The 24,342-nt window shown below is 71.0% G+C and carries 27 protein-coding genes; 16 read left to right on the top strand and 11 right to left on the bottom strand.

All coding sequences use genetic code 11. The features are described 5' to 3' along the window. The first annotated feature begins 8 nt into the window (after positions 1-8). On the top strand, positions 9-659 hold the full coding sequence (locus tag QUG98_RS12315) for a phosphatase PAP2 family protein (protein WP_289470800.1): 651 nt from the start codon (positions 9-11) through the stop codon (positions 657-659). After that, positions 656-1,852 (top strand): MFS transporter, encoded by a 1,197-nt coding sequence (locus QUG98_RS12310; protein WP_289470799.1) that lies wholly within the window; start codon positions 656-658, stop codon positions 1,850-1,852. The genes QUG98_RS12315 and QUG98_RS12310 overlap by 4 nt, the downstream gene beginning before the upstream one ends. Here the strand turns inward: QUG98_RS12310 and QUG98_RS12305 are convergent. From QUG98_RS12305 to QUG98_RS12295, 3 genes are all read right to left on the bottom strand, one after another. After that, positions 1,846-2,175 (bottom strand): DUF6458 family protein, encoded by a 330-nt coding sequence (locus tag QUG98_RS12305; protein ID WP_353067848.1) that lies wholly within the window; start codon positions 2,173-2,175, stop codon positions 1,846-1,848. The genes QUG98_RS12310 and QUG98_RS12305 overlap by 7 nt on opposite strands. Positions 2,176-2,305: 130 nt before the next feature. Further along, positions 2,306-2,905 carry a DUF305 domain-containing protein gene (locus QUG98_RS12300; protein ID WP_289470798.1) on the bottom strand — a complete coding sequence of 200 codons (600 nt, stop codon included), beginning with the start codon at positions 2,903-2,905 and terminating at the stop codon, positions 2,306-2,308. A gap of 106 nt (positions 2,906-3,011) precedes the next feature. Further along, complete coding sequence (locus tag QUG98_RS12295) at positions 3,012-3,467, bottom strand: hypothetical protein (RefSeq protein ID WP_289470797.1); 456 nt, start codon at positions 3,465-3,467, stop codon at positions 3,012-3,014. A gap of 228 nt (positions 3,468-3,695) precedes the next feature. Here QUG98_RS12295 and QUG98_RS12290 point away from each other — a divergent pair, with 228 nt between their 5' ends. Further along, positions 3,696-4,172 carry a DUF4396 domain-containing protein gene (locus QUG98_RS12290; protein WP_289470796.1) on the top strand — a complete coding sequence of 159 codons (477 nt, stop codon included), beginning with the start codon at positions 3,696-3,698 and terminating at the stop codon, positions 4,170-4,172. Between the two features lie 56 nt (positions 4,173-4,228). Here the strand turns inward: QUG98_RS12290 and QUG98_RS12285 are convergent, their stop codons facing one another. After that, the gene (locus QUG98_RS12285) at positions 4,229-4,489 is read right to left on the bottom strand and encodes an antibiotic biosynthesis monooxygenase family protein (RefSeq protein ID WP_289470795.1); all 261 of its coding nucleotides are present in this window, start codon (positions 4,487-4,489) and stop codon (positions 4,229-4,231) included. Positions 4,490-4,632: 143 nt separating this feature from the next. After that, positions 4,633-5,055: an NUDIX domain-containing protein gene (locus QUG98_RS12280; RefSeq protein ID WP_289470793.1), complete on the bottom strand. Its 423-nt coding sequence runs from the start codon at positions 5,053-5,055 to the stop codon at positions 4,633-4,635. 123 nt (positions 5,056-5,178) lie between these two features. On the opposite strand from QUG98_RS12280, the gene QUG98_RS12275 reads away from it, so the two are divergent. The 4 genes from QUG98_RS12275 to QUG98_RS12260 all read left to right on the top strand — a co-directional run bounded on the left by QUG98_RS12275 (position 5,179) and on the right by QUG98_RS12260 (position 7,345). Further along, on the top strand, positions 5,179-5,622 hold the full coding sequence (locus QUG98_RS12275; RefSeq protein WP_289470792.1) for a hypothetical protein: 444 nt from the start codon (positions 5,179-5,181) through the stop codon (positions 5,620-5,622). Positions 5,623-5,764: 142 nt separating this feature from the next. Then, entirely contained in the window at positions 5,765-6,589 is an 825-nt protein-coding gene (locus QUG98_RS12270; RefSeq protein WP_289470791.1) for a hypothetical protein, read from the top strand. A gap of 15 nt (positions 6,590-6,604) precedes the next feature. Next, complete coding sequence (locus QUG98_RS12265) at positions 6,605-6,988, top strand: hypothetical protein (protein ID WP_289470790.1); 384 nt, start codon at positions 6,605-6,607, stop codon at positions 6,986-6,988. Positions 6,989-7,117: 129 nt separating this feature from the next. Further along, positions 7,118-7,345, top strand: a complete 228-nt coding sequence (locus QUG98_RS12260) for a hypothetical protein (protein WP_289470789.1) — start codon at positions 7,118-7,120, stop codon at positions 7,343-7,345. A gap of 292 nt (positions 7,346-7,637) precedes the next feature. Here QUG98_RS12260 and QUG98_RS12255 read toward each other — a convergent pair whose 3' ends face one another. Next, positions 7,638-8,228 carry a hypothetical protein gene (locus tag QUG98_RS12255; RefSeq protein WP_289470788.1) on the bottom strand — a complete coding sequence of 197 codons (591 nt, stop codon included), beginning with the start codon at positions 8,226-8,228 and terminating at the stop codon, positions 7,638-7,640. Positions 8,229-8,329: 101 nt separating this feature from the next. Beyond that, positions 8,330-8,866 (bottom strand): P-loop NTPase family protein, encoded by a 537-nt coding sequence (locus QUG98_RS12250; RefSeq protein ID WP_289470787.1) that lies wholly within the window; start codon positions 8,864-8,866, stop codon positions 8,330-8,332. Between the two features lie 209 nt (positions 8,867-9,075). On the opposite strand from QUG98_RS12250, the gene QUG98_RS12245 reads away from it, so the two are divergent. Then, on the top strand, positions 9,076-9,342 hold the full coding sequence (locus tag QUG98_RS12245) for a hypothetical protein (RefSeq protein ID WP_289470786.1): 267 nt from the start codon (positions 9,076-9,078) through the stop codon (positions 9,340-9,342). Here the strand turns inward: QUG98_RS12245 and QUG98_RS12240 are convergent. Next, positions 9,254-9,922 (bottom strand): rhomboid family intramembrane serine protease, encoded by a 669-nt coding sequence (locus QUG98_RS12240; RefSeq protein WP_289470846.1) that lies wholly within the window; start codon positions 9,920-9,922, stop codon positions 9,254-9,256. The genes QUG98_RS12245 and QUG98_RS12240 overlap by 89 nt on opposite strands. Positions 9,923-9,960: 38 nt before the next feature. Further along, positions 9,961-10,800 carry a helix-turn-helix domain-containing protein gene (locus QUG98_RS12235; RefSeq protein ID WP_289470785.1) on the bottom strand — a complete coding sequence of 280 codons (840 nt, stop codon included), beginning with the start codon at positions 10,798-10,800 and terminating at the stop codon, positions 9,961-9,963. 208 nt (positions 10,801-11,008) lie between these two features. Here QUG98_RS12235 and melA point away from each other — a divergent pair, with 208 nt between their 5' ends. The 4 genes from melA to QUG98_RS12215 all read left to right on the top strand — a co-directional run bounded on the left by melA (position 11,009) and on the right by QUG98_RS12215 (position 15,736). Continuing rightward, the gene (melA, locus tag QUG98_RS12230; RefSeq protein ID WP_289470784.1) at positions 11,009-12,433 is read left to right on the top strand and encodes an alpha-galactosidase; all 1,425 of its coding nucleotides are present in this window, start codon (positions 11,009-11,011) and stop codon (positions 12,431-12,433) included. A gap of 171 nt (positions 12,434-12,604) precedes the next feature. Then, entirely contained in the window at positions 12,605-13,909 is a 1,305-nt protein-coding gene (locus tag QUG98_RS12225) for an ABC transporter substrate-binding protein (protein ID WP_289470783.1), read from the top strand. Beyond that, positions 13,893-14,849, top strand: a complete 957-nt coding sequence (locus QUG98_RS12220; protein ID WP_289470782.1) for a carbohydrate ABC transporter permease — start codon at positions 13,893-13,895, stop codon at positions 14,847-14,849. The genes QUG98_RS12225 and QUG98_RS12220 overlap by 17 nt, the downstream gene beginning before the upstream one ends. Next, entirely contained in the window at positions 14,849-15,736 is an 888-nt protein-coding gene (locus tag QUG98_RS12215; RefSeq protein WP_289470781.1) for a carbohydrate ABC transporter permease, read from the top strand. Before QUG98_RS12220 ends, QUG98_RS12215 begins: the two co-directional genes overlap by 1 nt. A 184-nt stretch (positions 15,737-15,920) precedes the next feature. Here the strand turns inward: QUG98_RS12215 and QUG98_RS12210 are convergent, their stop codons facing one another. Beyond that, positions 15,921-17,150 (bottom strand): MFS transporter, encoded by a 1,230-nt coding sequence (locus QUG98_RS12210; RefSeq protein ID WP_289470779.1) that lies wholly within the window; start codon positions 17,148-17,150, stop codon positions 15,921-15,923. Positions 17,151-17,455: 305 nt separating this feature from the next. Here QUG98_RS12210 and QUG98_RS12205 point away from each other — a divergent pair, with 305 nt between their 5' ends. The 4 genes from QUG98_RS12205 (at position 17,456) to QUG98_RS12190 (ending at position 23,394) form a co-directional block, all read left to right on the top strand. Further along, positions 17,456-18,820, top strand: a complete 1,365-nt coding sequence (locus QUG98_RS12205) for a glycosyltransferase (RefSeq protein ID WP_289470778.1) — start codon at positions 17,456-17,458, stop codon at positions 18,818-18,820. Further along, on the top strand, positions 18,817-20,757 hold the full coding sequence (locus tag QUG98_RS12200; RefSeq protein ID WP_289470776.1) for a right-handed parallel beta-helix repeat-containing protein: 1,941 nt from the start codon (positions 18,817-18,819) through the stop codon (positions 20,755-20,757). Before QUG98_RS12205 ends, QUG98_RS12200 begins: the two co-directional genes overlap by 4 nt. Before the next feature lie 3 nt (positions 20,758-20,760). Continuing rightward, the gene (locus QUG98_RS12195; RefSeq protein WP_289470775.1) at positions 20,761-21,891 is read left to right on the top strand and encodes a right-handed parallel beta-helix repeat-containing protein; all 1,131 of its coding nucleotides are present in this window, start codon (positions 20,761-20,763) and stop codon (positions 21,889-21,891) included. A gap of 72 nt (positions 21,892-21,963) precedes the next feature. Next, on the top strand, positions 21,964-23,394 hold the full coding sequence (locus tag QUG98_RS12190; RefSeq protein WP_289470774.1) for a UDP-glucose dehydrogenase family protein: 1,431 nt from the start codon (positions 21,964-21,966) through the stop codon (positions 23,392-23,394). A gap of 140 nt (positions 23,395-23,534) precedes the next feature. On the opposite strand, the gene QUG98_RS12185 is transcribed toward QUG98_RS12190, so the two are convergent. Continuing rightward, positions 23,535-24,284 (bottom strand): inositol monophosphatase family protein, encoded by a 750-nt coding sequence (locus tag QUG98_RS12185; RefSeq protein ID WP_289470773.1) that lies wholly within the window; start codon positions 24,282-24,284, stop codon positions 23,535-23,537. Between the last annotated feature and the right edge of the window lie 58 nt (positions 24,285-24,342).

Here is a 24,342-nt window from a genome sequence, read left to right as displayed (position 1 = left end):
GCGCGATCGTGTTCGCGATCATGCTGGTGGGCGTGCTCAGGCACACCAGCGTTCAGCGCCTCGATCAGCCCGTCGACGACTGGTTCGACGCGCAACGCGACCCTGGCCGGACCACCGTGATGACCGTCCTCGCGACGGTCTTCGGCCCCGTCGGCATGCCGATCGTCGTCCTGGTCGTCACCGTCACGTGGGCGATCCTCGCCCGGCATGCATGGCGGCCGCTCGTCCTGGCGTGCGGGATGCTCGTCGGTGTCGCGACAGCGCAGGTCCTCGCGCCGATCGTGCAGCATCCCCGACCCCCGATTGGCGAGATGCTCCTCGGCCCCGACCACACCTTTTCGTTCCCGTCCGGGCATGTCCTCGGTGCCAGCGACTTCTTCCTCATCGGCGCGTTCCTGATTGCCTCCCGCACGCACCGCCGATGGGTCACCGTCGGCCTGTTCGCGCTGGCTGTGTTCGCGATCGCCATGCAGATCATCAGCCGGCTCTACCTCGGCTACCACTGGCTGACGGACACGCTGTCCTCCGTCGGCCTGTCGATGATGATCACCGCCCTGACGATCGCGATTGACACCCGCCTCACCGCCCGTCTCCCCGACGCGCCGCACCACCACGCGGGACCTGAGCGGGATCACAGTTCCGGCAAGATGGGCCGGTGACGACGACTCAGCAGCCGCCGCCTGTTCGCAGCCTTGCGCCGCTCTACCTCGCTGGCTTCACTACCGCGTTCGGCGCCCATGGCGTCGGCAGCGTCCTCGGTGCCGAGATCGACGACATCGGCTTGAGCTTGCTCGGCCTCGGCATCGTCCTGGCGCTCTACGACGTCGCCGAGGTGATCCTGAAGCCGCTGTTCGGTGCGCTCAGTGACCGGATCGGCGCGAAGCCCGTGATCGTGGGTGGCCTTGTCGGCTTCGTCGTCGCGTCGCTGCTGGCGATCATCTACCCGACGGTGGTGGTGCTCGCTATCGCTCGGCTCGGGCAGGGTGCGGCGGCGTCGGCGTTCAGCCCGGCGTCGTCGGCGGCTGTTGCTCGCATCGCCGGGAAGCAGCGTCTCGGCCGCTACTTCGGCCGGTACGGGGCGTGGAAGAGTCTCGGCTACGTCGCCGGACCGCTCATCGGGATCGTCCTCGTCCAGACGCTCGACATCCGCGCGCTTTACATCGCCCTCGGGTTCCTCGCCGCCGCGGCTGCTGTCTGGGTCGCGGTCGCGATGCCGGCGCTTCCCGTTCAGCCACGCCCGCGGTACACGGTCGTCGACCTTGTCCGGCAGACCGCCGACCGGTCGTTCCTGATCCCGACGATGCTCCTCGCAACCACGACCGCGGTGCTCGGCGTCGCGATCGGGTTCCTGCCGCTCCTCGCGAACCGCCTCGACCTGCCGCCGATCGTCGGTGCTGTCGCCATCGCGGTGCTTGCACTGGTGTCGACGCTCGTTCAGCCAGTGACCGGCCGCCTGCGGGACACCGGTCGGATCAGCACTCGGGCCGGCAGCAGCAACGGGCTCGCGATCGCCGCGGCCGCGCTGGTCCTCCTCGCGGCGGCTCCGAACGTGGTGACGCTGTTCTTTGCGGCGCTCGCGTTCGGGGTGATGATCGGGCTGGTCACTCCGCTCGCGTTCGCCCACCTCGCGGCGGCGACCCCGGAAGAACGCATGGGCCGCACCATGGGCAATGCGGAACTCGGTCGGGAAGCCGGCGACGCCGGCGGACCACTCCTGGTGGGAGCAGTTGCGGCCGCCTGGACCTTGCCGGCGGCGCTCGGGATCCTGGCCGCAGGAACCGCGGCGGCGAGTGTTGTCAGCTGGACGACACTGCGCCGCCGCAGACCGGCCGCGGACGAGCCGCTTCAGTAGGTGCCGTCGCGGCGGTCCTGCCGCGTGATCTGCTCGCCCGAGGCGGGGTCGATACCCGATCGGGTCGTCGTGGTGGTTCGGCGGCCGCCGAACGCGACGGCGAGGCTGATGATCAGCAGCACCACGCCGGCGATCATCAGGATGAAGCCGACGAGGTTCAAGTTGATGCCGGCCACCTGGTAGTCGACGGCGAACGCGATGATCGCGCCGATGACGATCAGGGCAATGCTCGATCCGATACGCACGATGCTGCTCCTTCGGTTGGGAGTCCCGACGGTACTGATCGGGAAGATCACCGGTTTGGCGCAGCGGCGCCGGAACACGAGGGGGAGTGTGTTCCGGCGCCGCCGCGGACCCCAGCCGTAGCGCTGGTAGGTCGTAGTGCAGATTGCCCTGGCGGCTCCAAGGAACGACCAAGACACGGGTCGGGGCAGCTGTCGACCTATGCCTGGCTCACACGGCCGCGAGCAGGTCCTTCATCCGGGTGATCTGCTCGGTCTGACTCGACACGATCGACTTCGCCATCTGCACGGCGTCGGTATTCCCTCCCTTATCGACTTCGGTCTTCGCCATGTCGACGGCGCCCTCGTGGTGCTTGATCATCTGCTCGAGGTAGAGCTTTACTGCGTCCTTCGCGGACGCCTGGTTGAGGTCGCTCATGTCGGAGTCCGACATCATTCCGGACATGACGTGCCCCGTCCCGGAGTGCTCCGACTCGGTGGGTGCACCCCAGGCCTTGAGCCAGCTGGTGAGCTGCTTGATTTCCGGGGACTGCTCGGCCTTGATCTGCTTCGCGAGGGCGGCGACGTCCGGGTCGACGCCGTCGCCCTTCGCGAGGAGCATGTCGCTCATCTCGACGGCCTGCTCGTGGTGCGGCAGCATCATCTGCGCGAACATCACGTCCTGGCGGTTGTGCGCCGACGCAGCCGAGGTCGTCGACGAGGAGGAACTGACGTCGGAGCTGTTGTTGCTCGTGGAGCAGCCGGCGAGGGTGAGGCCGAGCGTCAGCACGGCAGTGATCGCGAGGGTGCGCGTGGTCGTTGTGGTGTGCATGGTATTCCGTTCCCGTGATGCGTCAGGTGTTCCGGGCAGGCGGGTGCCTCCCGGATCTGGGCATGCGGGAGCCACACTACGAAGGCGTGGTCCCGCAGGGGGCGGATCAGATGCGGATGATCTGCAACGCCGTCAGTGACGGTGGTCTCGGAGCCGCGATGCGGCGCGGCAGCTGGCCCGCCAGCGCGAGCAGCCGAGACAGCAGCGCGAGGACGCCGCCGGTCCGTGCGCGCAGCAGCTCCCAAGCGAACAAGGCAATCGTCAGCGCGCACGCCATCCCCATCAGCGAGCACATCAGCGCACACAGGCCACCGTCGCAGCCTGAGTTGGTGAGGACTGTCATCACCGCAGTCGTCGGAGCTGCGTGCTCGTCATGGCCCACGGCCGCGACGTGACTGTGCTTGGCGGTAACCGCGGGAGCACTCATCGGGTGCCCGTGGCTGGCGGTGTGCCCGGCCATCGTGTGCATCAGGACCGTGAACCCGACCAGGAGCAGCAACGCCAGCGTCGCCGTGGCTTGCAACAGCAGCCGGCGACGCGGGGAGGCGGTGGTGGTGAGCATCGGTCTTTCGAGCAGGAGGGTCGGGTGAGGGCTTCCATGGTGCGGTACTCCTGCGGGCGGCGGCAACCGGCAGGGCGGATCCACACCGAACCCGGCGGAGACGTCCGGATCGGGAACACATCGCGTGGTTCCGCGTTGCAGCGCATGATACCCCCAGGGGGTACACGTGGACTGTCGGCGTCGGCCGCGTCAGATCGGAGCATCATGGGCACGCACGAGCATCACCAGATGAGCGGACACGAGCACACCGGCCACGGTGCCGGGCACGGGACGACGTCGTGGGCGACGGCCGCGCAAGCGACGCTGCACTGCCTCACCGGCTGCGCGATCGGTGAAGTACTCGGGATGGTGATCGGCACCGCTGCCGGCTTCCCCAACGCCGGCACCGTCGTCCTGTCGATCGTGCTGGCGTTCATCTTCGGCTACGCCCTCACCATGCGCGGCGTCATCAAGTCCGGCCTGACGCTCGCGGCGGCGTTCAAGGTCGCCCTCGCAGCCGACACCGTCTCAATCGCCGTCATGGAGATCATCGACAACACCGTTGTCGTCGCGATCCCGGGCACGATGGACGCGCAGCTCGACCAGTGGCTGTTCTGGGGCTCCCTGGCACTGTCCCTCGCGCTTGCGTTCGTGGTCACCACCCCGGTGAACCGATGGATGATCAGCCGCGACCTCGGCCACGCTGTCGTCCACGGCCATCACTGAGAACGGCACGAAGCGCCGCCCAGCATCTTCGGCTCAGCGGCGCTCCGTCGACTTGGTCAGAGAGTGACGGTCTCGAACTCGAGGAGTTCCGCGCCGGTCGCGACCGGGTTGCTGTCGCCGTGGTGCGCGCCGGCCTGTCCGGTGCGCCACGCCTGGTAGGAGTCCTCATCCGCCCAGGTGGAGACGACGAAGTAGCGGGTGCCGCCTGCGGTGGGGCGGAGGAGCTGGAAGCTCTCGAAGCCGGGCTGCTGCTCGACGTCGTGGTTCCGGACGAGGTAGCGTCCTCGCTCTTCGTCGACCGAGACGACCGTCCCCACGTTGCCGGTCTCACCCGGCCGGTGATGCGGACAGTGTCTCCGATGTGGTGGCTCACGTCGCCCAGTCTGGGCTTTCTCAGCGCCGGAGTACGGGTACCGGAAGGCGGACTGGTCGAAGTGCCCGCGGGGAGGCGGTACGTCGGCTACCGAGGCGGCCTTGGTGGAGGCCGCCTTGCGCTCAGGGCGAGGTGGACTGCGCGCCGCGCTTCGTCCGGGACGAGACGTTCGTCGTCGAGTGACGAAGCGGCGATCCAGGTCGGGTCGTACTCGTTGTCCTCCGAGGCGCGGTGCAACTCGGGCCCGCCGAGCGACAGCTCCGTGGAGGTCACCCGCACCACGAAGTACACAACAGGCACATCGTGGGCCAGCGGGATGTCGAGCAGATCACCCACGGTGCCGACGAGTCCGGTCTCCTCGAGCAGTTCGCGGCGGCACGCCTCGCGGAGGTTCTCACCCTCCTCGACACCGCCGCCGGGGAGGACGCTGTAGCTCCGACCGTCCTTGACCCGCCTGATGACGAGCACCCGCTCGTCGAGCACGACGACTGCGGCAGATCGAATGCGCATGACCCCAGCTCACCACGCGCGGGGTCGACCTGTCAGTGCGGACTCCGACCGCAGCTGTCACCGCGGGCACACCTCGATCCCGAGGGTCATGTGCTGGGAGGCGCTGCTTCGTAGGCTCGCCCCGTGACGGACTGGGACGCCTGGGGGAGCGAGGACGACTGGGACCCGACGGCGAGGCGTCGGCACGGCGGCCGAGAGCGATCGCCGCGCAAGGGCCTGAACTGGCTCGCCGTCGCGACGCTCACCGCGTTGCTCAGCTGGGCCGTTGCGATGGTGTTCGCCGGTCTCCACGCCCGATCGGTCGGCTACCCACCGGCCAGCTTCGACCATGACCTCGACCATGTCGCCCCGACCGACCTGCAGAACCACGTCAAGGGGGCGTGGGGAACTCTGGAGATGCTCTCGCTCCCTGTCGCCGTCGTCGCGACAGCACTCTCCGGGGCGTCGTTCGCATCTCGGCGAGAGCGCGTTTCCGCGACCGTCGCGCTCGGGGTGTCACTCGCCGCGATGGCGGTGGCCGTCCTCGTCGCCATCTCCGGAGCGGTCGACTTCGTGTTCCGTGACTGACGGCACGGTTCGGCTGGGCAGGGTGGTTCACGGCGTCTCGATGGTCAGTCGGGTTCCGGGACACCAACAGCGGTCACGGCCGGAGGCGATCTGTGTCGAACGGTCGATGCGCCGGCGCTGTCCGCAGCCGTACGGTCGGAAGGTGCTCCATCGAACCGCCGCCGTCACCGCCGCCCTCGTCCTCACGCTCGTCTCGGTCGCGGGGTGCGCAGCCGGGCCGGGAGGCGCGGCCTCCTCCGCCACGGCACCGGCGGCCCCGCAGCTGGACCCGCAGGTCGCGTCCTCGCTCGACGACGCACTCCGCACCGTGCAGTCCAGCCCCGGCGTCGCGAGCGCGACGAACCGGGTCGAGCTGCACCAGCGGTACACCGCCGCCGACGGGACGGACGTGACGCCTCCCGGCCTCGACGCCTGGAACAACCGCGACGCCGGCCCGGCCGCACCGCCGCCGATCGGCGCCGTCTCCCCGGACGATCCCGAAGTCCCGCCGGTGCCCACGCCCTCGGCTCGTCCCGCACCCCCGGCCGGTGCGACCGAGTCGCACTCGTTCTCGAGCGCCTTCGTGGTCACGATGGACCCGGACGCGTCCCCGGCGGAAGCGGCGGCGGTCCCGGAGGCGATGGCGGAGCGGATCGCCTGGACCGGTGTCACCCTCACGCTCCAGGTGCCGGCCGGGCCGGGACACGTCCTCTCCACCGTCACCTACTCGGGCACGTTCGATCAGCGGATCCCTGACGAGACCGCCCTCGGCGTCGCATCCGGGCTGGCCACGCTGGCCGCCACGCCCGGCGTCACGGGTCTCGAGGCGAGCATCCCGCAGACGATGCGCGTCGACTACGGCTCGCTCACGATCGGGGTCTCACCGGCGGACGACGCCTCGCTCGCGCGGGTCCGCGGCGTGATCGACGGGACCGCGTTCGCCCAGACGACGCTGCACGGGTCGTTCGGGAACGGGGCGAAGCCCTGATCGGAGGCAGGTCGCATGGTCCGTCGCAGGCGTGATCAGACCCAGCAGGTCAACGTCCGCGCGTTCGTCGCGATCGCACTGGTGGTCCTGTGGGGTGTCGTGCTCGTCGCGGCCGGAGTCTTCGATCCCGCTCGTCAGACCCCGCCGTCCCAGTTCGACTACGACGCCGGGAGCTCGCCGCCCACAGCTGGTGATCGTGGCGCCGCGGCCCTGCAGGCTGTCGCGATGGTCACGACCTTCCCGGTCACCGTGCTCGCCCTCTGCATCGCGGCGAGCTCCCTCCGCGTCTGGAAGGAACAAGTGTCGGCGGTCATCGCGACCGGTGTCACCAGCCTTGCTGCGCTGGCCGCCATCGGCCTCGCCTGGATCGGTGTCGGCACGTTCGTCTTCTTCGCCTAGCCGCTCTGGTGGCGAGCAGCGTTGCTGCCTGCGGCGTACGGCCGTCAGAGCGGATGACTGGCAACAGCCTGCTGGCAGCGGCGGAGGTCCATCCCCCTGGCGGGCAGGTCGAGGAGCCGCATGAGCGGGGTGGCGACCGAGGCGGCGCGGAAGAACAGGTTCCGGACCCGGATGCCACGGATCGTCCTCGGCGACCGCATCGTACGGGACCACCTGGAACCACGACGGCGCGACCTGACGGAACTCCCACTGGCGAGCTCCGGCGGCTGGCCGCCCGGCGACGCCGACCACGTGCGGGCCCTGCTCGCCGAAGCCGATGCGCGCGCCAGCGCTGCCCCGCCCGATCCGACGCGGTGACCCTGGACGGGTCGGGCCACCGGATGGTCGTGCTGCCAGACCACGGACGGGGAGGGCTGCACATCGGTGCCACCGCCTCGAGCGCCTCGTCGACGAGCCGCTCGAGGATGTCCCTTCGACCCCTGCGCCCGGGTCCGCTCGGTGTCGACCAGGTCGGTGGCGGAGGCGTGCAGCGCTTCCGAGGGTGACGAACCGGTGCCGTCGTGACGCGGTCCGCGTGAGCGGCTGCCCCATCCGCGAGTCAGCGTCGGCGCGGCTCCGGATGGAAGTACACGGTCACGGTGAGGTCGTCCTAGCCCGCGGTCACGCTGCTCGCGAAGGTGATGTCCTCGATGGACACGTCGCCCAGGTCGTCGATCGTCTGCGCCACCCGACGCAGGAGTGCCGCGACATCGCCCTGTCCCTCGCCCGTGGGATTGCTCTGCGAGAAGTGGTTGATCGTCCAGGTCGGCAGTGCCACCGTTCCGACCGACCTGGCACCCGGTGGGACAGGGTCCGTCTCGTCGGCCGGGCTCGTCTCCTCGGTCGGCGGACCGGCGGGTCGATCCGGCGGTGCCGCGGGCGTCTCCACGTCGCGCTGTCGCTCGCCTCCCGTGTCGAAGAAGGCGTCGAGGTACGCGTCGTCGGGCAGGTCGGAGTCGCGCAACAACGAGAACACCTCGGCACCGTCGCCCGGTCCGTCGGGAAGCTCGTACGACTGCGCGAGGCCCAGGTACTTCGTCCGCATGGTGGCCGCGTACTCGGCAGCGTCGTCCTCGGCCTTCGCGATCGCGTCCTCGGCACTCGTGGCGAGGACCGTCACGATCCGCTCCTCGAAGGTGCCCCGGCGGTAGCGGAAGACACACCGGACGGCGAACCATCGCTCGGAGCTGGTTTCCTGCATCTTCTGAGCGTAGGGCTGTCAGGGCCCGTGGAGCGGTCAGCCCGCGTGACCACCGCCGTGGCCGCCGACGTCCGGAGAGCGGCCGACGGCCCCGGGCAGCGTCATCGACTCCGGCGGCTCAGCCCGTTGATGCGGTAGAAGCTCGACCGGGCAGCGCGGTCCGACAGGAGCACCTTCGGCCCGTCGAACTCGTCGAAGGCGAGCCGGTACCGGCGCCGGTTCTCCCTTGCCGGTCCGAGCATGAAGCGGAGCATCTCGACGCGGACGCGGTCACGGGTGCCGTCGAGGCTCCCGGCTCGATCGGGCTCGAACACGGTGCGGCGCAGGTAGCGGACGATGCTCACGCTGGTCGGGACGTCCAGCAGTACCAGTCCGGTCGCTCGCCGCAACCGCGTCGGCAACCACCGCGAGTAGTTGCCCTCGATGACCCACTGATCGGAGCGCGTCGCTTCGTCGTGCAGGTACTCGAACTCGTGGTCTGGCCGTTCCACCCAGTCCGTCCCTGGCACATGCCGGTACTGGTCGAGGTGCACGACCGGCAGCGAGCGGGCCCGGCCGACAGCGGCCGCGAGGGTCGACTTGCCACTGTTGGACGGACCGAGGATGCAGATGCGACGTCCGAGCTCGTCGAGGTCCATCGGACGAGTCTCGCAGGGCGCGGCGGGGTCGGCTGGCCGCCCTGGATCGTCAGTGCCGAACCGTACTGGTGACCAGCATCCGGACGGGAGGCACGGTTCGGGCCCGCCCCGCGCCTCCTGTCCGACACGCGGTCCCGACCACCTTGCTCCTGCCGCTGCGTCATGTGGTCTGCTCGGAGCACGCCCTGTCCCGTCCCGAGAGGTCCGCTGTGCTCGACGACACCGTGGCCGTCGACGACCCGAGGGTGACGCAGGTCGCCGCCGAGCGACACGCCGTCGAGACCGCCCTGATGCGGGTCTTCGACGCCCGGGACGCGCAGCACCCCGCGGAGGACGTCGACGTCGCCGCAGCCGCCGGGGACGAGGCCACGAAGGCTGCGGCTGTGATCAGGCGCCTGCCCCACGACCTCTCGCCGGCACGCCTCCGGGCGATGGAGCTCGCCGTGCAGCTCGGGCTCGCCGCAGACGGCGCCTGAGCACGATCACCACGGCGCAGATCGCGCCGAGGACGAACGCGCCACCGTGCAGGTCGCCGACGACGAAGAGGACCACCCCGACGACCGACGTCCCGATCGACACGGCACGCACCCGGGTGGACCGACCCGGCACGGTCGCGACGGCGAGCGCCGCCGCGAGGCCCATCACGGCGACGGAGTTCCCCGCTCCCACCGGTTGGACGACCGCTCCCCAGAACTGCGCACCGACACCGGAGACGAGCGCGATGACGACGACGGCGCGTCGGCCCCACACCCGCTCCGCGAAGAACCCGACCACCGCGAGGCTCGCCAGGTTGAGCAGCGCCCCCGCCAGACCGCCGTCCTGCACCGTGAGCGAGGTGACGAGTCGCCACCACTGTCCGTCGAGCATCCGCGGCCAGTCACGTTCCCACGCGGAGAGCAGCGACGGGGCCGCGAGCAGCTGGACGGCGGTGGGGACGCCGACGACGACCAGACCGGCGAGTGTTGCGATCGGCGGTCTCCTGGTCGCTCCGCGACCGCTGCTCTGCCCGACGGTGACCGCTCCGCAGAGGACGAGCACGAAGAGGACCGCCGTCACCGCGTGCAAGGGCCTGCTCCTGACGATGCCATGACGAGCTACCGCGTCCGACCCTCGCGCAGTTGCGCCCGGTACGTCCCCGGCGCCGTCCCGCACGCCCGTGTGAAGTGCGCGTAGAAGCTCGACTGCGACCCGAACCCCGCCGCGTGCGCGATCTCCCCGATGGTCAGCGACGTGGTGGCGAGCAGCCGCTGCGACTCGGCGACACGGCACCGCGTCAGGTACTCCACGATGGTGGCGCCGACGTCCTGCCGGAACACCGTCATCGCGTAGTGCGGGTGCAGGTGTGCCGCGGCGGCGACGTCGGCGACCTCGATGGGGTCCCGGAAGCGGTCGACGACGAAGCGCACCATGTCGATCACGCGGTGCATCCCGTCGGCAGTCCCGTGCCCGTCGTCGTCACGCAGGACGAGGGTGTCGCGGTGGTGGCGCAGGAGCCGTCGGACCAGCGCCTGGGCCTCGAGGTTGGCGATGACCTCCGCACCGTCGTCCGCGAAGTCCCGCTGCCACGACGACAGCATCGACTCGACGTCCCGTCCGGCGGCGGCCGTGGGCACGACGACGGGTCGGTTGAGGAGCATCGCGCCGAGGTCGTGGTCGGGCAGGCCCCAGGCTAGGACCTCGCCGAGGGGGATGTGGACCCAGCGGAACTGCCCGGTCCCGGTGCCGTCCCCGACGAGCTGGTGCGGCGTCCACCCCCAGAACAGTGCGATCTCGCCCGCGTGGACGCTCACCGGTGCGCCGCCGAACCGGTAGTCGAGCCGCCCCTCGAGCACGAGGTTGATCTCGAGGTCGTCGTGGCGGTGCGACGACGCCATGAGGGGCGCCGGGCCGCGGTGGCTCCAGTACGCCGCTTCCATCGTCTCCACGTCGAGCACACCGCGAGCCTACGGCAGCACCTCGTCCGGCCGGCAGGGCCGGCGCACGCCCGGCGCACTCCGGCTCACCCCCGGCGCACCCCGGCGCACCCCGGCGCACCCCGGCGACCCCCGGCGCACCCCTCCGACTCGGCCCGTCCGAGGATCTTGGAACCCTGGCGTCCGGAGCCGGAGGACCCGGGGGAGCGCCGCTTCCTAGCGTGACGGCATGACCAAGATCACCATCATCGGCGCCGGCGGCTTCGTCTTCCCCTTCCGGCTCATCGGCGACCTCGTCAGCTTCCCAGCCCTGCAGGACGCGACGCTGCACCTCATGGACCTCGACGCGGGCAGGGTCGCCCGCACCGCGACGGCCGCACGCGAACTCGTCGCCCACCACGGCCTCGGCGTCGAGGTCCTCGAGTCCACCGACCGTCGAGAAGCCCTCGACGGCGCCGACGTCGTCATCATCACGTTCCAGGTCGGCGGCGTGGAGTCGTACCGGTGGGACGTCGAGATCCCGCGGCGGTACGGCATCGACCAGGCGGTCGGTGACACCGTCGGCCCCGGCGGGGTCTTCCGGTTCCTCCGCTCGGTCCGCGCCTACGAGGACATCGCCCGTGACGCCCTCGAGCTCTGCCCGGACGCCCAGTTCATCAACTACGCGAACCCGATGGCGATGGCGACGGCGTTCCTCAACGCGAAGGGGCTCCGGACCGTCGGGCTCTGCCACAGCGTGCAGGGCACCACACGGATGCTCGCCCGGACGCTCGGCGTGCCCTACGACGAGGTCGAGTTCGTCAGCGCCGGGATCAACCACCAGGCCTGGATCCTCGAGTTCCGGCGCCGGGGCGGCGAGGACCTGTACCCGCGCCTCCGCGAGGTCATGTCCGCGAAGCACCGACGGGGCGTCGCGGCGTCCGACCTGCACGACGACGACGGGGACCACAGCGAGGCCGCCGTCGCCGCGAGCAACTACGAGGGCGGGAACGAGCAGGTCCGCACCGAGCTCATGCGGTCGTTCGGGTACTTCGAGACCGAGTCGAGCCACCACGCGAGCGAGTACGTCCCGTACTTCCGCAAGGACCCCGAGACCGTGCGCGAGTACATCCCGGAACGCTGGGACTACTACGAGATCTGCCTCGCGCACGACGAACAGGGCGACGTCGACGCGCAGCTCGAGAAGCTCAAGGCCGACCTGTCCCCGAGCGTCGAGTACGGCGCGAGCATCGTGAACGCGATCGTCACCGGCATCCCCGCGGTCGTGTACGGCAACGTCCCGAACAGCACGGGCGTCATCCAGAACCTGCCGTCCGACGCCTGCGTGGAGGTCGCGTGCCTGGTCGACGGCAAGGGCGTGCAGCCGACGTCGTTCGGCGAGCTCCCGCCCCAGCTCGCCGCGCTCAACCGCACGAACACCAACGTGCAGACGCTCGCCGTGCGCGCGGCCCTGACCGGTGACGTGGCGCACGTGCACCACGCGGTCGCGCTCGACCCACTGACCGCCGCCCACCTCACCCTCGACCGGATCGCCGAGATGACCGACGAGCTCCTCCACGCGCACGCGGCGCTGCTCCCCGAGTCCCTCCGTCCGGCTGACGCGTCCGGTACGACCGCGGTGACCGACCGGGAGGCCCGTCCCGCGCTCGTCTGACACAGCACGCCCGGTGCGGGGTCACCGTCCCCGCACCGGCGCGACCACCCGTCGGGTCGCGCGACCACCGCACCGGTCGCGACCCGTCCACGCGGGGCGCGACGACGCGCCCACGCGGGTCGCGCCTCCCGTCCGAACGCACCCGGCACCACGACCTCGAAGGAGAGGACCATGCCGACCCGACCATCCCCCCAGCTGGCCAGACGGGGGTTCCTCGCCCTCGCCGGCATCTCCATGGCCGGCGCCCTCGCCGCCTGTGCGGGGCAGGGCACGTCCGCCCACGGCGGAACCAAGCACATCCGCCTGTCGACGTGGAACATCCCGACCGACATCACCAGCTACCAGGCGATCGCCGACGAGTTCGTCGCGACGCACCCGGGCACGAGCGTCGCCGTCGAGGTCACGACCGGGCAGTTCCACCAGTGGTTCATCACCCGCCTGGCTGCCGACCTCGCTCCCGACATCATCCGGATCACCCCGCAGCAGATCGGTCGGTACGCCGCGAACGGCAGCCTGGTCGACATCAGCGGGCAGATCCCCGCCGACTACCGAGCCGACTACACCGACCCGTTCTGGGCCATCGGCGCCCGGAACGACGGTGTGTACGGGGTGTTCCAGCACACCGACAACTTCATCACCTACTACGACCGCCGGGTGATGGAGCGGATCGGCGTCACGCCGCCGACCGCACTCGCGGATGCGTGGACCTGGGACGAGTTCCTCGACGTCGCCCGCGAGGTCAAGCAGGTCACGGGCAAGTACGCCTTCGGCTACGGGTGGAGCGGACCGGAGACCGCCTACCGCTGGCTGCCGTTCGTGTACCAGAACGGCGGCGCGTTCCTCGGCGAGGACGGCGCGACCCCGTCCATGGACACCCCGGAGGCGATCGGCGCTCTGGAGTTCGGGCGGAAGTGGTACGCCGAGGGGCTCGCCACGACGGGCAACCTCAGCAAGACCGGTGGCGGCGACGTCGCCCGGAACCTGTTCACCACCGGCCAGATCGGGATGATGCTCAACAACCCCGAACCGATGGCGCAGCTCGACCAGGAGATGCCCGACCACTGGGGGACCGCACCCATGGTCCGCAACACCGGTGAGGCGAGCGACCTGGGCGGGAACGCCCTCGCGGTCACCAAGTCCAGCAGGTACCCCGAACTCGCGGCCGAGCTCGTCGTCATGATCACCAGCCGGGCGAACGTCGAACGGTTCTGCCACGACGGCAACTGGCTCCCCGCGCGGAAGTCCCTGGACGCCGCCGACATCGGCTACGCGACCCACTCCGACACCATGCAGCAGTTCATCGACCAGGGCTCGACGATCCCGCTGTCGATGGTGAAGGCCGAGAGCGGCCAGTACTTCGCGTCGCTCAACGCGGTCTTCGCCGACTACCTCGACCTGTGTCTCCTCGGGCAGCTCAGCCCGAAGGACGCAGCAGACCAGATGATGGGGGCGATGCGCAGTGTCACTGCGAACTGAGACCGCGCCGGTGCGCACGGCGACGACCACTCCACCGACCGGCGGCCTGCCCGCCGGCCGCACCACCGGGACGCGACGGGGCCGCTTCGTCCCGTACGTCTTCGTCGGGCCCGCCGGACTGCTCTTCCTGGCGTTCTCGCTCGTGCCGATCGTCATCGCGGTCCTGCTGAGCCTGCGGGACAGCAGCACCTCCGTCGGCGACGGCGACTGGATCGGCGCTGGCAACTTCGCGACGATGGGCTCCGACCCGCTGATCCTCACCGCGTTGGGGAACACCCTGGTCTTCACGGTCGGGACGGTCCCGACGTCGATGGCGATCGGCCTGGCGCTCGCCGTGGCACTGAACCGTCCGCTGCCCGGCCGTGGGGTGTTCCGGGCGCTGTTCTTCGTCCCGATGGTCGCCGCCGGCGTGGTCGTCGGTGTGGTGATGTCGTGGATCTTCAACGGCGACTACGGCGTGGTGAACAACCTGCTCGAAGCGCTCGGGCTCGGGCGGCTGCCGTGGCTGACCGCTCCCGGGTGGGCGATGGTGACGCTCGTGATCGTGGTGGTGTGGACCCGCATCGGGTTCTGCATGGTGATCTACCTCGGCGCGCTGCAGTCCGTGCCCACCGAGCTCAAGGAGGCCGCCGCGATCGACGGCGCGTCCCGCTGGGCACGGTTCCGGACGATCACCTGGCCGCTCCTCCGACCGACGACGTCGATCCTGCTCATCCTCAACGTGGTCTTCTCGCTGCAGGCCTTCGACGTCATCTACGTGATGACCGGTGGTGGCCCCGGCTTCTCGACCACCGTGCTCATCCAGTACGTGTTCCGGTCGGCGTTCATCGACGCCCGGATGGGCTACGCGGCGGCCCTCGGACTGGTCCTCGTCGCGATCCTGCTCGTGTTCACGCTGCTGCGGCAGCGGGCCAACCGCAAGGCGGAGGAGATGCACTGATGGCCCTCACCGAGACCCGCGGCCGCTCGGCCCTGTCCCGCACCGCACCGCCGCGTACCCGCATCCGCCCTCGCCCCGGCCGGTGGCTGCTCGTCGCCGTCCTGAGTGCCCTGGCCGTCGTGATGGTGTTCCCGCTGTACTGGATGGTGGTGTCGGCGCTCACACCGGGCGGGCAGTCGCAGAGCGGTTCGTTCTACCTGTTCCCGGCGGACCCGTCCTTCGACAACTACGCCCAGGTGTTCAGCACCCAGCCGGTGTGGCGGTGGCTCGGCAACTCGGCGCTCATCACGAGCCTCGGCACCGCGCTCAGCGTCGTCGTGTCGCTCATGGCCGGGTACGCGCTCGCGAAGTTCCGGTTCCGGGGCCGCGGGCTGCTCTACGCCGCGTTCCTCGTCACGATCATGATCCCGATCCAGGTGACCATCGTGCCGAGCTTCCTCGTCGTCGCGAAGATGGGACTCGTCGACTCCCCGTGGGCGGTGATCCTGCCGACGGTGTTCGACGTCGTCGGGATCTTCATCGCCCGGCAGTTCATGCTCGGCGTCCCGGACGCGCTGATGGAGGCTGCCCGGCTCGACGGCGCGGGGGAGTTCCAGACGTTCTTCCGTGTTGTGCTGCCGTCGTGCGGGCCCCTCGTCGGCGTCCTCGTGATCCTGGGGTTCATGACCCGGTGGAACGACTTCCTCTGGCCGCTCGTCGTGCTGCAGGGGAACGAGAACCTGACCGTGCCGGTGGCGCTGTCCACGCTGACGAACAACCCGGCGTTCAGCTCGCCGTGGGGTGCGGTCATGGCGATCGCGACCGTCACCGTGCTGCCGCTGCTCGTGGTGTTCCTCGCCTTCCAGCGGCAGTTCGTGCAGGGCATCGCCTCCACCGGCATCAAGTGAGGGGCAGCCCGCCGCGTTGTGGACCCGCGGTCCCGTTCTCTGCGCGGTCCTGCTCGTCCTGGCCCCGGTCCTGCTCTGGTCCGGAGCCGTCGCGTCCTGACCCCGACGGTGCCCGGTCCGACCGGGACGGACGGGAGGCGCGTGGCCGGCCTGCACCGTGCCTCCCGTCCGGTGCCGTGTCGCGTCAGGAGCCGGTCGGTGGCCCCGCAACGTCGGCGTCGGTCCCCGTGGTGTCCGGGGCACCGTCGGCATCCGCGCGCAGTGCCCGCCAACACGTGGCGCCCACCGCGGCGGTCGCGACCGCCGCGACGGCGATGGCCGCAGGTAGGCTCCAGGCCGTCGCCACGGCGCCGACGAGCAGCGGCCCTCCGGCGTCACCGACCTCACGCCCGAGCTCCGCGTTGCCCATCGTCCGGCCCATCCGGTCGTCGGGGGTGGACGCGGCCAGGTGCGCGAACGCGAGCGGCGTCACCGTGCCGAGCATGCCGCCGACCGCCGCGGCCGCGACGAACAGCGTGACCGGGCCGGGCAGGGCTGCGAGGACGGCGAGTCCGGCGGCGGCGAGCAGAAGTCCCCCCGTGCACCCGGCACGGGTGTCGAGGCGACCCTGGTCGCGGAGCCGCCCCGTGAGCGGTTGCAGCACGGTGGAGACGAGGGCGACCACGGCGATGGCGACCGCGCCGACGAGGGCGGGCAGGTCGAGCCGGACCGCCACGAGCGGGAGGAACCCGACCACGACGCCGAGCACGCCGGTCGTCGTCGCGAGCAGGAGCGTCGGGACGAGGAACGACCGGTCCGTGGTCTGCCGGACCAGGTCGGCGAGCGTCGTGCGCCGCCGCGGGTGGACGGGCAGGGCCGGCATCGCGACCGCGACCCACGCAGCTGCGACGATCGCCAGGACCGTCAGCGCCACGTACAGCGCGCGCAGGCCGATGCCCTCGACGAGCACGATGCCGAGCACCGGGCCGAGCACGTAGCCGAGGCTCTTCCACGCGCCGTAGCGGCCGAAGTACCGGCCGAGCCGCTGGCGTCCGGCCAGCCGTGCGACGGCGGCGGACGACGCGGGGGAGAACGCCGACGCGGCGGCACCCTGACCGAGCCGGGCCAGCGCGAGGACCAGGACCGAGGGGAACGCGACGGCGAGCAGTGAGGCGAGCGCGAAGCCGGCCAGGCCGCCGACGATGACGGGCTTGGCGCCGATGCGGTCGCTGAGCGCGCCGAAGAGCGGCTTGAGCACGACCTCGGCGACGTCGTGGAGGGCGAGCACGGCACCGAGGGTGACGAGCGACAGCCCGAGGTCGTCGGTCTCGGCGCCGAGCACGCTCGCGACACCGTGGGCGCCGAAGGCGGTGGTGAAGCCGGCGAGGTAGAGCGGGGCGAGGCCGCGGGCGGGCGGCTGGAGCGCAGTCGTCACCGCACCAGTGTGGCGGAACACCGTGCTACGGATTCGCGCAAACCCGCATTGCGGTCTCCTGTGCTTGTGGTGCGACACACCCGAGAGTACGTTCAGCCCAACGCTCAGCGTCGGACGCGGGACAACGCTCCCTGGACCGGCCTGGCGGCTTGCAGCGACGGGGGGATCCGGCGCTGTCCCGACCCTCTCTGCACCGCTGACCCTGGCCTCTCTCCGCGTCACCCTGCGCGGTGCGTCGTCGTGCGGTGCTGCCGAGTGTCGTGTTCCGTACCCGAAACCGAACACCGCACGAAGGACCCGACCTCATGCACCCGCTCGTCCTCTTCGCGTCGCAGACCTCGACCCAGGTCGTGCTCGACAACCTCGCCGCCTTCGGCCACGAAGCGCTCAAGTACTTCCCGATCGGCATCGCCGGCATCATCGTCTGGGCGCTCTGGCTCTACCGGGTCGTGCTCTCGGCACGAGCCCGTCCGGTCGAGAACGGCTTCCGCACGACGACCTCGGTGGTCGTGCCGTCGTTCCACGAGGACCCCGACATCCTGCTCCGCTGCCTGGACTCCTGGCGGGAGCAGCACCCGGACGAGATCATCATCGTGCTCGACGTCGCGGACACCGAGGCGTACCGCCGGATCGTCGCCGTGGGCGACCCCACCGTCAAGCCGGTGCTCTTCCACCACGTCGGCAAGCGCAGCGCGCTCGGCGAGGGCATCCGTCGCGCGAAGTACGACGTCCTGGTCCTCGTCGACTCGGACACCTCCTGGGAGCCCGGTCTCCTCGAGGCCGTGCAGATGCCCTTCGTCGACGAGCGCGTCGGTGGCGTCGGCACGCAGCAGAACGTGTACCAGCGGAACTCCAGCATCTGGCGCATCATCGCGGACTGGCTGGTGAACCTCCGGTACTTCAACTACGTCCCCGCGATGGGCGCCGCCGGCGCCGTGCCGATCCTGTCCGGGCGCACCGCCGCGTACCGTCGCTCCGCGGTCCTGCCCGTGCTCGACAACCTCGAGAACGAGTTCTTCCTCGGCCGCCGGTGCATCGCGGGTGACGACGGTCGCCTGACGTGGCTCGTCATCGCGTCCGGCTACAAGACCGTGCACCAGTCGTCGGCGAAGGCGCTGTCGATGTTCCCCGCGAGCGGCAAGGCGTTCTTCAAGCAGCGCATCCGCTGGAGCCGCAACTCGTACCGCACGTACCTGACGGCGATCGCGAAGGGATGGGTGTGGCGGGTGCCGTTCGTGACCAAGATCACCGTCCTGCAGATCATCCTGACCCCGGTCACCATGGGCATCACGATGTGGTACCTGCTCTTCAGCCGCCTGGAGCTCAGCACGGTCGGCGTCCTGTTCACCGTCGGTTGGCTGCTCTTCGGTCGCGCGGTCCGCGGCGTCTCGAACCTCAAGCGGCACCCGCTGGACCTGTTCGTGCTGCCGCTGCTCGCCCTCGTGGTGATCGCGGTCGCCCTGCCGATCAAGGTGTACTCGTTCGTCACGATGAACAAGCAGGGCTGGCTCACCCGGCACGCCGACCAGGTCGGGGGCGACGGGCAGCAGGCCCGGACGCTGCAGCCCGAGCCCGTCGTCGAGACCCGGCGTCCGGCGCACGGTGTCGTCGTCCAGCCCGGCGCGGTCGCGGCCTCCGCTGCTGCCGACGACCAGGCGGTGGCAGCGTGAGCGGCTTGCGCGCCACGATCCTGCGTGGTGCGACCGCGCTGGCGATCGGCGGGGGACTCGTCCTGACGGGCGTGGCCGCTGCGCCCGCGGCGAGTGCGGCGACCGGTGGTTCCGGCTCGACGGCCACGGCGCCCGGCGGGGCCACCCCGGTCGGGCGTCCCTACGAGGGGGACCCGGACAAGGAGGCGCGGCTCGTCTCCGCGGAGAACGACCGGATCTACAACGTGCGGGCACTCGCATCGGCGGCTCGCTGGAGCGGGCTCGCGGTCTCCCAGCCGTACCGGCTCGCGACCGGGTCGTCGTACACGCTGGTGCTGGTGGCGCGTGGCGCCCCGTACACGATCGACGACCTCACGGAGCTCGCGCCGTCCACCTTCGTGAAGCAGCCGGACGGCTCGTGGCTCCTCAGCGAGAACATCGTCGTCGAGAACGGCGCGACCCTGCGGCTCGCGAGCCCGGACGGCCTCCGCATCCACCTGAAGAGCAACCACGACGGCTTCGTCTCGATCGTGACGCAGGCCGGTGGCCTGCAGGTCGTCGGGTCGGCGAAGTCCCCGGTCGCGATCGACGCGTGGGACCCGCAGGCCGGTGCCGTCGACACGCAGACGTCCGACGGGCGGGCGTACGTCCGGGTCCAGGGCGGCACCGCGACGCTGAAGTACGCGTCGTTCTCGCACCTCGGGTTCTGGAGCGGAACGACCGGGGGCGTCTCGCTGACCGGTACCGACCTCACCACGCTCGACCAGGCGTCCGGCGACCAGCAGGGCAAGACGAAGCGGACCACGCAGGACGTCTTCGGCAACGCGATCCTGCCGACCGGGGCGCTGCCGAGCACCGGCGGAAGCTCGGCCAGTGCCGGCGCCTACAGCTACGTCTCGGCGCTCGTCCAGCACGTCACGTTCGACGGCAACGCCTACGGGCTGTTCCTGACGAGTGCGGACGGCGTGACGATGTCGAACGCCACCGTCGAGCACTCCCTGATCGACGGTCTGGTGCTGCACCGCTACGTGACGAACTCGACCTTCACGTCGGTGCAGTCCACCGACAACGCCATGGACGGCGTGAAGATGACCCGTGCGTCCACGGGCATCGTGTTCAGCCAGGTGAAGGCCACGGACAACGGGCGGAACGGCATCACCCTGAACGGCAGCGGCCTCGCCGACGGCCCGAACTCCGCCGGCATGCCGACCACCACGTACGGCAACAACGCCCTCACCGACAGCACGAGCGCCGACAACGGCCGCTACGGCGTCGAGGTGATCGGCGGGAAGAACGTCCGGATCAGCGGATCGACCGCCACCGGCAACCAGATGGGCATCGTCGTGCGGCACGACGCCGACGACGTGGTGATCCGGAACAACGTGGTCAAGGACTCGACGCAGAACGGCATCGCCGTGGTCGATGGTCCGAGCGCGACCGAGGTCTCCGAGAACTCGATCAGCGGCGCCGACATCGGCGTGTACCTGCGCGGCGCGACCGGATCGTCCGTGACGAACAACACCGTGACCGACGCGCGGATGCACGGCGTCACGACGGTCGGCGCGGTCGACGGCACGCAGATCGAGGACAACTCCGTCCGCGGGTCGGGGCCGAGCGCCATCGACTTGGCCCGGTCCGACGGGGCCGCACAGCAGGGCAACACGACAGTGGAGTGGCACTCGACCAAGCCCTTCCTGGTGACCCTGCGCGCGATCTTCCAGCCGCTGACCGTGCTCTGGACCGTGCTCCTGCTCGTCGTGCTCATCGCGGCGATCGGCGGGATCCGTCGGCGCCGTTCGGCCGGTCGACGCGAGCACCCGTACGCCAAGCTCGCGCCGTTGTCGAGCTTCACCCGCGGCGCGGTCGACCCGGTGTCGCTCGGTCTGCCCCCGGCGCCGACGGCCCGCGGTTCGCACGCCGCCGACCCGGGCGGCGCGACGCCGCAGACGGCGAGCTGACCGATGACGACACCCCTGCGGAGGTTCCGGTCCCACCTGGTCGTGGGTGCCGTCGGTCTGGTCGTCGGCGCGGTCGTGGTCGGCGGGGTCTGGGTCGCGGCGAGCACGCCCGGGGCGCCCCGGGCTGCCGACACACCCCGCCCGTCGGAGCGGGCCACTGCTCCGACGCCGTCACCCATCCGGTCGGCACCGTCGACGGCTCCGACCACGGCGCCGGACGCCGAGCGGGCGGACCTGTCCTGCTCGGCCGATGCGACGACGACGGTCTCGACCGCGAAGGCGCTCGAGGCGGCGCTGTCGAAGGCGGCCGCCGGCCAGGTCATCGCGATGGCACCGGGAACGTACACGGGCAACTTCACCGGCAGCGCCGCGGGGACCTCCGCGCAGCCGATCACCCTGTGCGGCCCGACCGGCGCCGTCCTCGACGGAGGCAGCACCGACAAGGGCTACGTCCTGCACCTCGACGGGGCGTCACACTGGCGGCTCGCCGGGTTCACGGTGCAGAACGGGCAGAAGGGCGTCATGTTCGACGACGTCCAGCACACGACCGTCGACGGGATCACCGTGCAGGACATCGGTGACGAGGGCATCCACCTCCGCGCCGGCAGCAGTGACAACACGGTGAGCGGGAGCTCGGTCACGAGGACCGGACTCCGGAAGCCGCAGTTCGGCGAGGGCATCTACGTCGGGTCCTCGAAGAGCAACTGGTGCAAGGTCTCGGACTGCCAGGAGGACCGGAGCGACCGCAACGTCGTCACCGGGAACACGATCTCCGACACCGCCGCCGAGAACGTCGACATCAAGGAGGGCACCACCGGCGGCACGCTGTCGGACAACTCCTTCGACGGTGTCGGCATGCAGGGCGAGAACCACGCCGACTCCTGGGTCGACGTGAAGGGCAACGGCTGGACGATCACCGGCAACCGGGGCGTCCGATCGCCGCTCGACGGGTTCCAGACCCACGAGCTGCTCTCCGGCTGGGGCACCGACAACACCTTCACCGACAACCGCGTCGACCTCGGCAACACCGACGGCGTCGCGTTCGCCTTCCGCCCCGTCGAGGGCAACACCGTCTCCTGCGACAACACCGTGGTCGGCTCGAACGAGTTCAGCACCACGAGCTGCACCGACTGACGCACGACGGTCCCCGCGGTCCGTCCGCACCGTCCACACCCATCCCTTCGCGACCCGAGAGCGAGCCTTCCCATGTCTGCTTCCGTCACCCCGATCCCGGCCACCGGGATGCCACCCGTCGTCGACCACCCCCGCCTGACCGTCATCGGCACCGGGTACCTCGGCGCCACCCACGCCGTCTCGATGGCCGTCCTCGGCTACGAGGTCCTCGGCGTCGACGTCGACCCCGCCAAGGTCGAGGCCCTGGTGGCCGGCCGGGTGCCCTTCCACGAACCCGGCCTGCCCGAGCAGCTCGCCGAGGCCCTCGCCTCCGGTCGGCTCCGGTTCACCTCGTCGCTGCGCGAGGCCGCCGAGTTCGGCGACGTGCACTTCGTCTGCGTGGGGACGCCCCAGCAGCGGGGGTCGCACGCCGCCGACCTCGCCTACGTCGACTCGGCCTTCCGCGAGCTCGCGTCGCACATCGACCGGCGTGCGCTCGTCGTGGGGAAGTCGACCGTGCCCGTCGGGACCGCCGAGCGACTCGCGGCGCTCGTCGCGGAGGTGGCGCCGGCCGGCGCCGAGGTCGAGGTCGCCTGGAACCCGGAGTTCCTCCGCGAGGGCTACGCGGTGCAGGACACGCTGCACCCCGACCGGCTGGTGTTCGGCGTGCGGTCGGCGTGGGCGGAGGCCCAGCTGCGGGCAGCGTTCCGACCGATCCTCGACGAGGGGACCCCGCTCGTCGTGGCCGACCTGCCCACGGCGGAGCTCGTCAAGGTCGCTGCCAACTCGTTCCTCGCGACGAAGATCTCCTTCATCAACGCGATGGCCGAGGTCTGCGAGGCGGCCGGGGCGGACGTCAGCGTCCTGGCGAGCGCCCTGTCCCACGACACCCGCATCGGCGGCCGGTTCCTCAAGCCGGGTCTCGGCTTCGGCGGCGGGTGCCTGCCGAAGGACATCCGGGCCTTCTCCGCCCGGGCGCAGGAGCTCGGCGTCGGCCAGGCGGTCCGGTTCCTCGACGAGGTGGACGCGATCAACCTGCGGCGCCGGCAGCGCACCGTGGACCTGGTGACGGAGATGGCCGGTGGATCGGTGGCGGGCAAGCGGATCGCGGCGCTCGGTGCGGCGTTCAAGCCGAACTCCGACGACATCCGCGACGCGCCGGCCCTCGACGTCGCGAGGATGCTGGACGAGGCGGGTGCCGTCGTCACCGTGTACGACCCCGAGGCGATGGCGAACGCCGCACGCTCGTACCCGACCCTGCGGTACGCCGAGTCGCTCACCGCGGCCGTCATCGACGCCGACGTGGTCGTGCTCCTGACCGAGTGGGAGCAGTTCCGCACGGTGGACCCCCACGACCTCGGCGCCCTCGTGCACCACCGACGCATCGTCGACGGCCGGCACGCGCTCGACGCGGACGCCTACCGCGCGGCGGGCTGGGAGCTCCGCGCGCTGGGACGTCCCACGGCGTCGGGCACCGTGGAGATCGCCGTCGACGACCAGGACCGCCTGCAGGCCACCGCCTGACGGCAGGACGTCTCGGTGGGGGTACCGCCGAGGACGCGTCCGGTGCACGACGAGGTACACCGGACGGTGTGGAGGGGCGGCTTCGGGCAGTGCCGCCCCTCCACACAGGGCATGGTCGCCGCCCCGCTCCACCGGGTGGGTCAGGCGCCGAGCAGCCCGGCCGCCTGCCGCACCGCCGTCGGGGCACCGGCGAGGTGCCAGTCGTGCCCGTGCGCCCGGAAGACGGTCGCGACACCGCCGGCACCCTCGACCAGCGCACGCCCCGGGAGCCAGTCCCAGTCGGCGCAGTCCGTCTGCACCCAGAGCCCGATCCGCCCGGCGGCGACGTCCACCATGTCGCACGACCCCGACCCGCTGATCCGCACCGTCGCGGCGGCGGCCAGGAGCCCGGTCATCGGCCCCGTCTCGGCAGCACGCAGGTGGGAGCTGTTGAGGAACGTCGCCACGCTCGTCGCGGCGAGCGCCACGTCCGGCAGCGGCGGCACGTGCTCGCCGTTGCGGGTGGTCGCGCCGTCGGACGCCACCCAGGTCTCGTCGACGGTCGGGCGGCGCACGGCACCGACCCGGAGCACGCCGTCGACCTCGAGCGACACGGCGCTGCACCACGCGGGGAGTCCGGCGACGTAGTTCCAGGTCCCGTCGATCGGGTCGACGGTCCAGCGGCGTCCGCCGGTGCCCTCCGCGCGGGCGCCCTCCTCGCCGAGCACCCCGTCGTCCGGACGGTGCTCGAGCAGCAGCCGGCGGACGAGCTCCTCGGCCGCGCGGTCCGCGGCGGTGACGAGGTCGGCGGCCGAGGTCTTCCGCTCCGCGTCGGTCCCGTCCCGTCGCATGTCGGCTGCGAGCCGCGCGGCGTCGGTCACGAGGGCGGCGGCGAGGATGTGGTCGTCCATCCGGCAACGGTACCGGGGGACGTGCAGCGTCAGGTCGGTGCACGGGAACCGGTCCGCA

This window comes from Curtobacterium subtropicum (assembly GCF_030362975.1).
In the GTDB taxonomy this organism is placed as follows: Bacteria; Actinomycetota; Actinomycetes; order Actinomycetales; family Microbacteriaceae; genus Curtobacterium; species Curtobacterium subtropicum.
The sequence above is the reverse complement of the archived record's forward strand: the minus strand, read 5'-3'. Positions and strand labels throughout refer to the sequence as shown.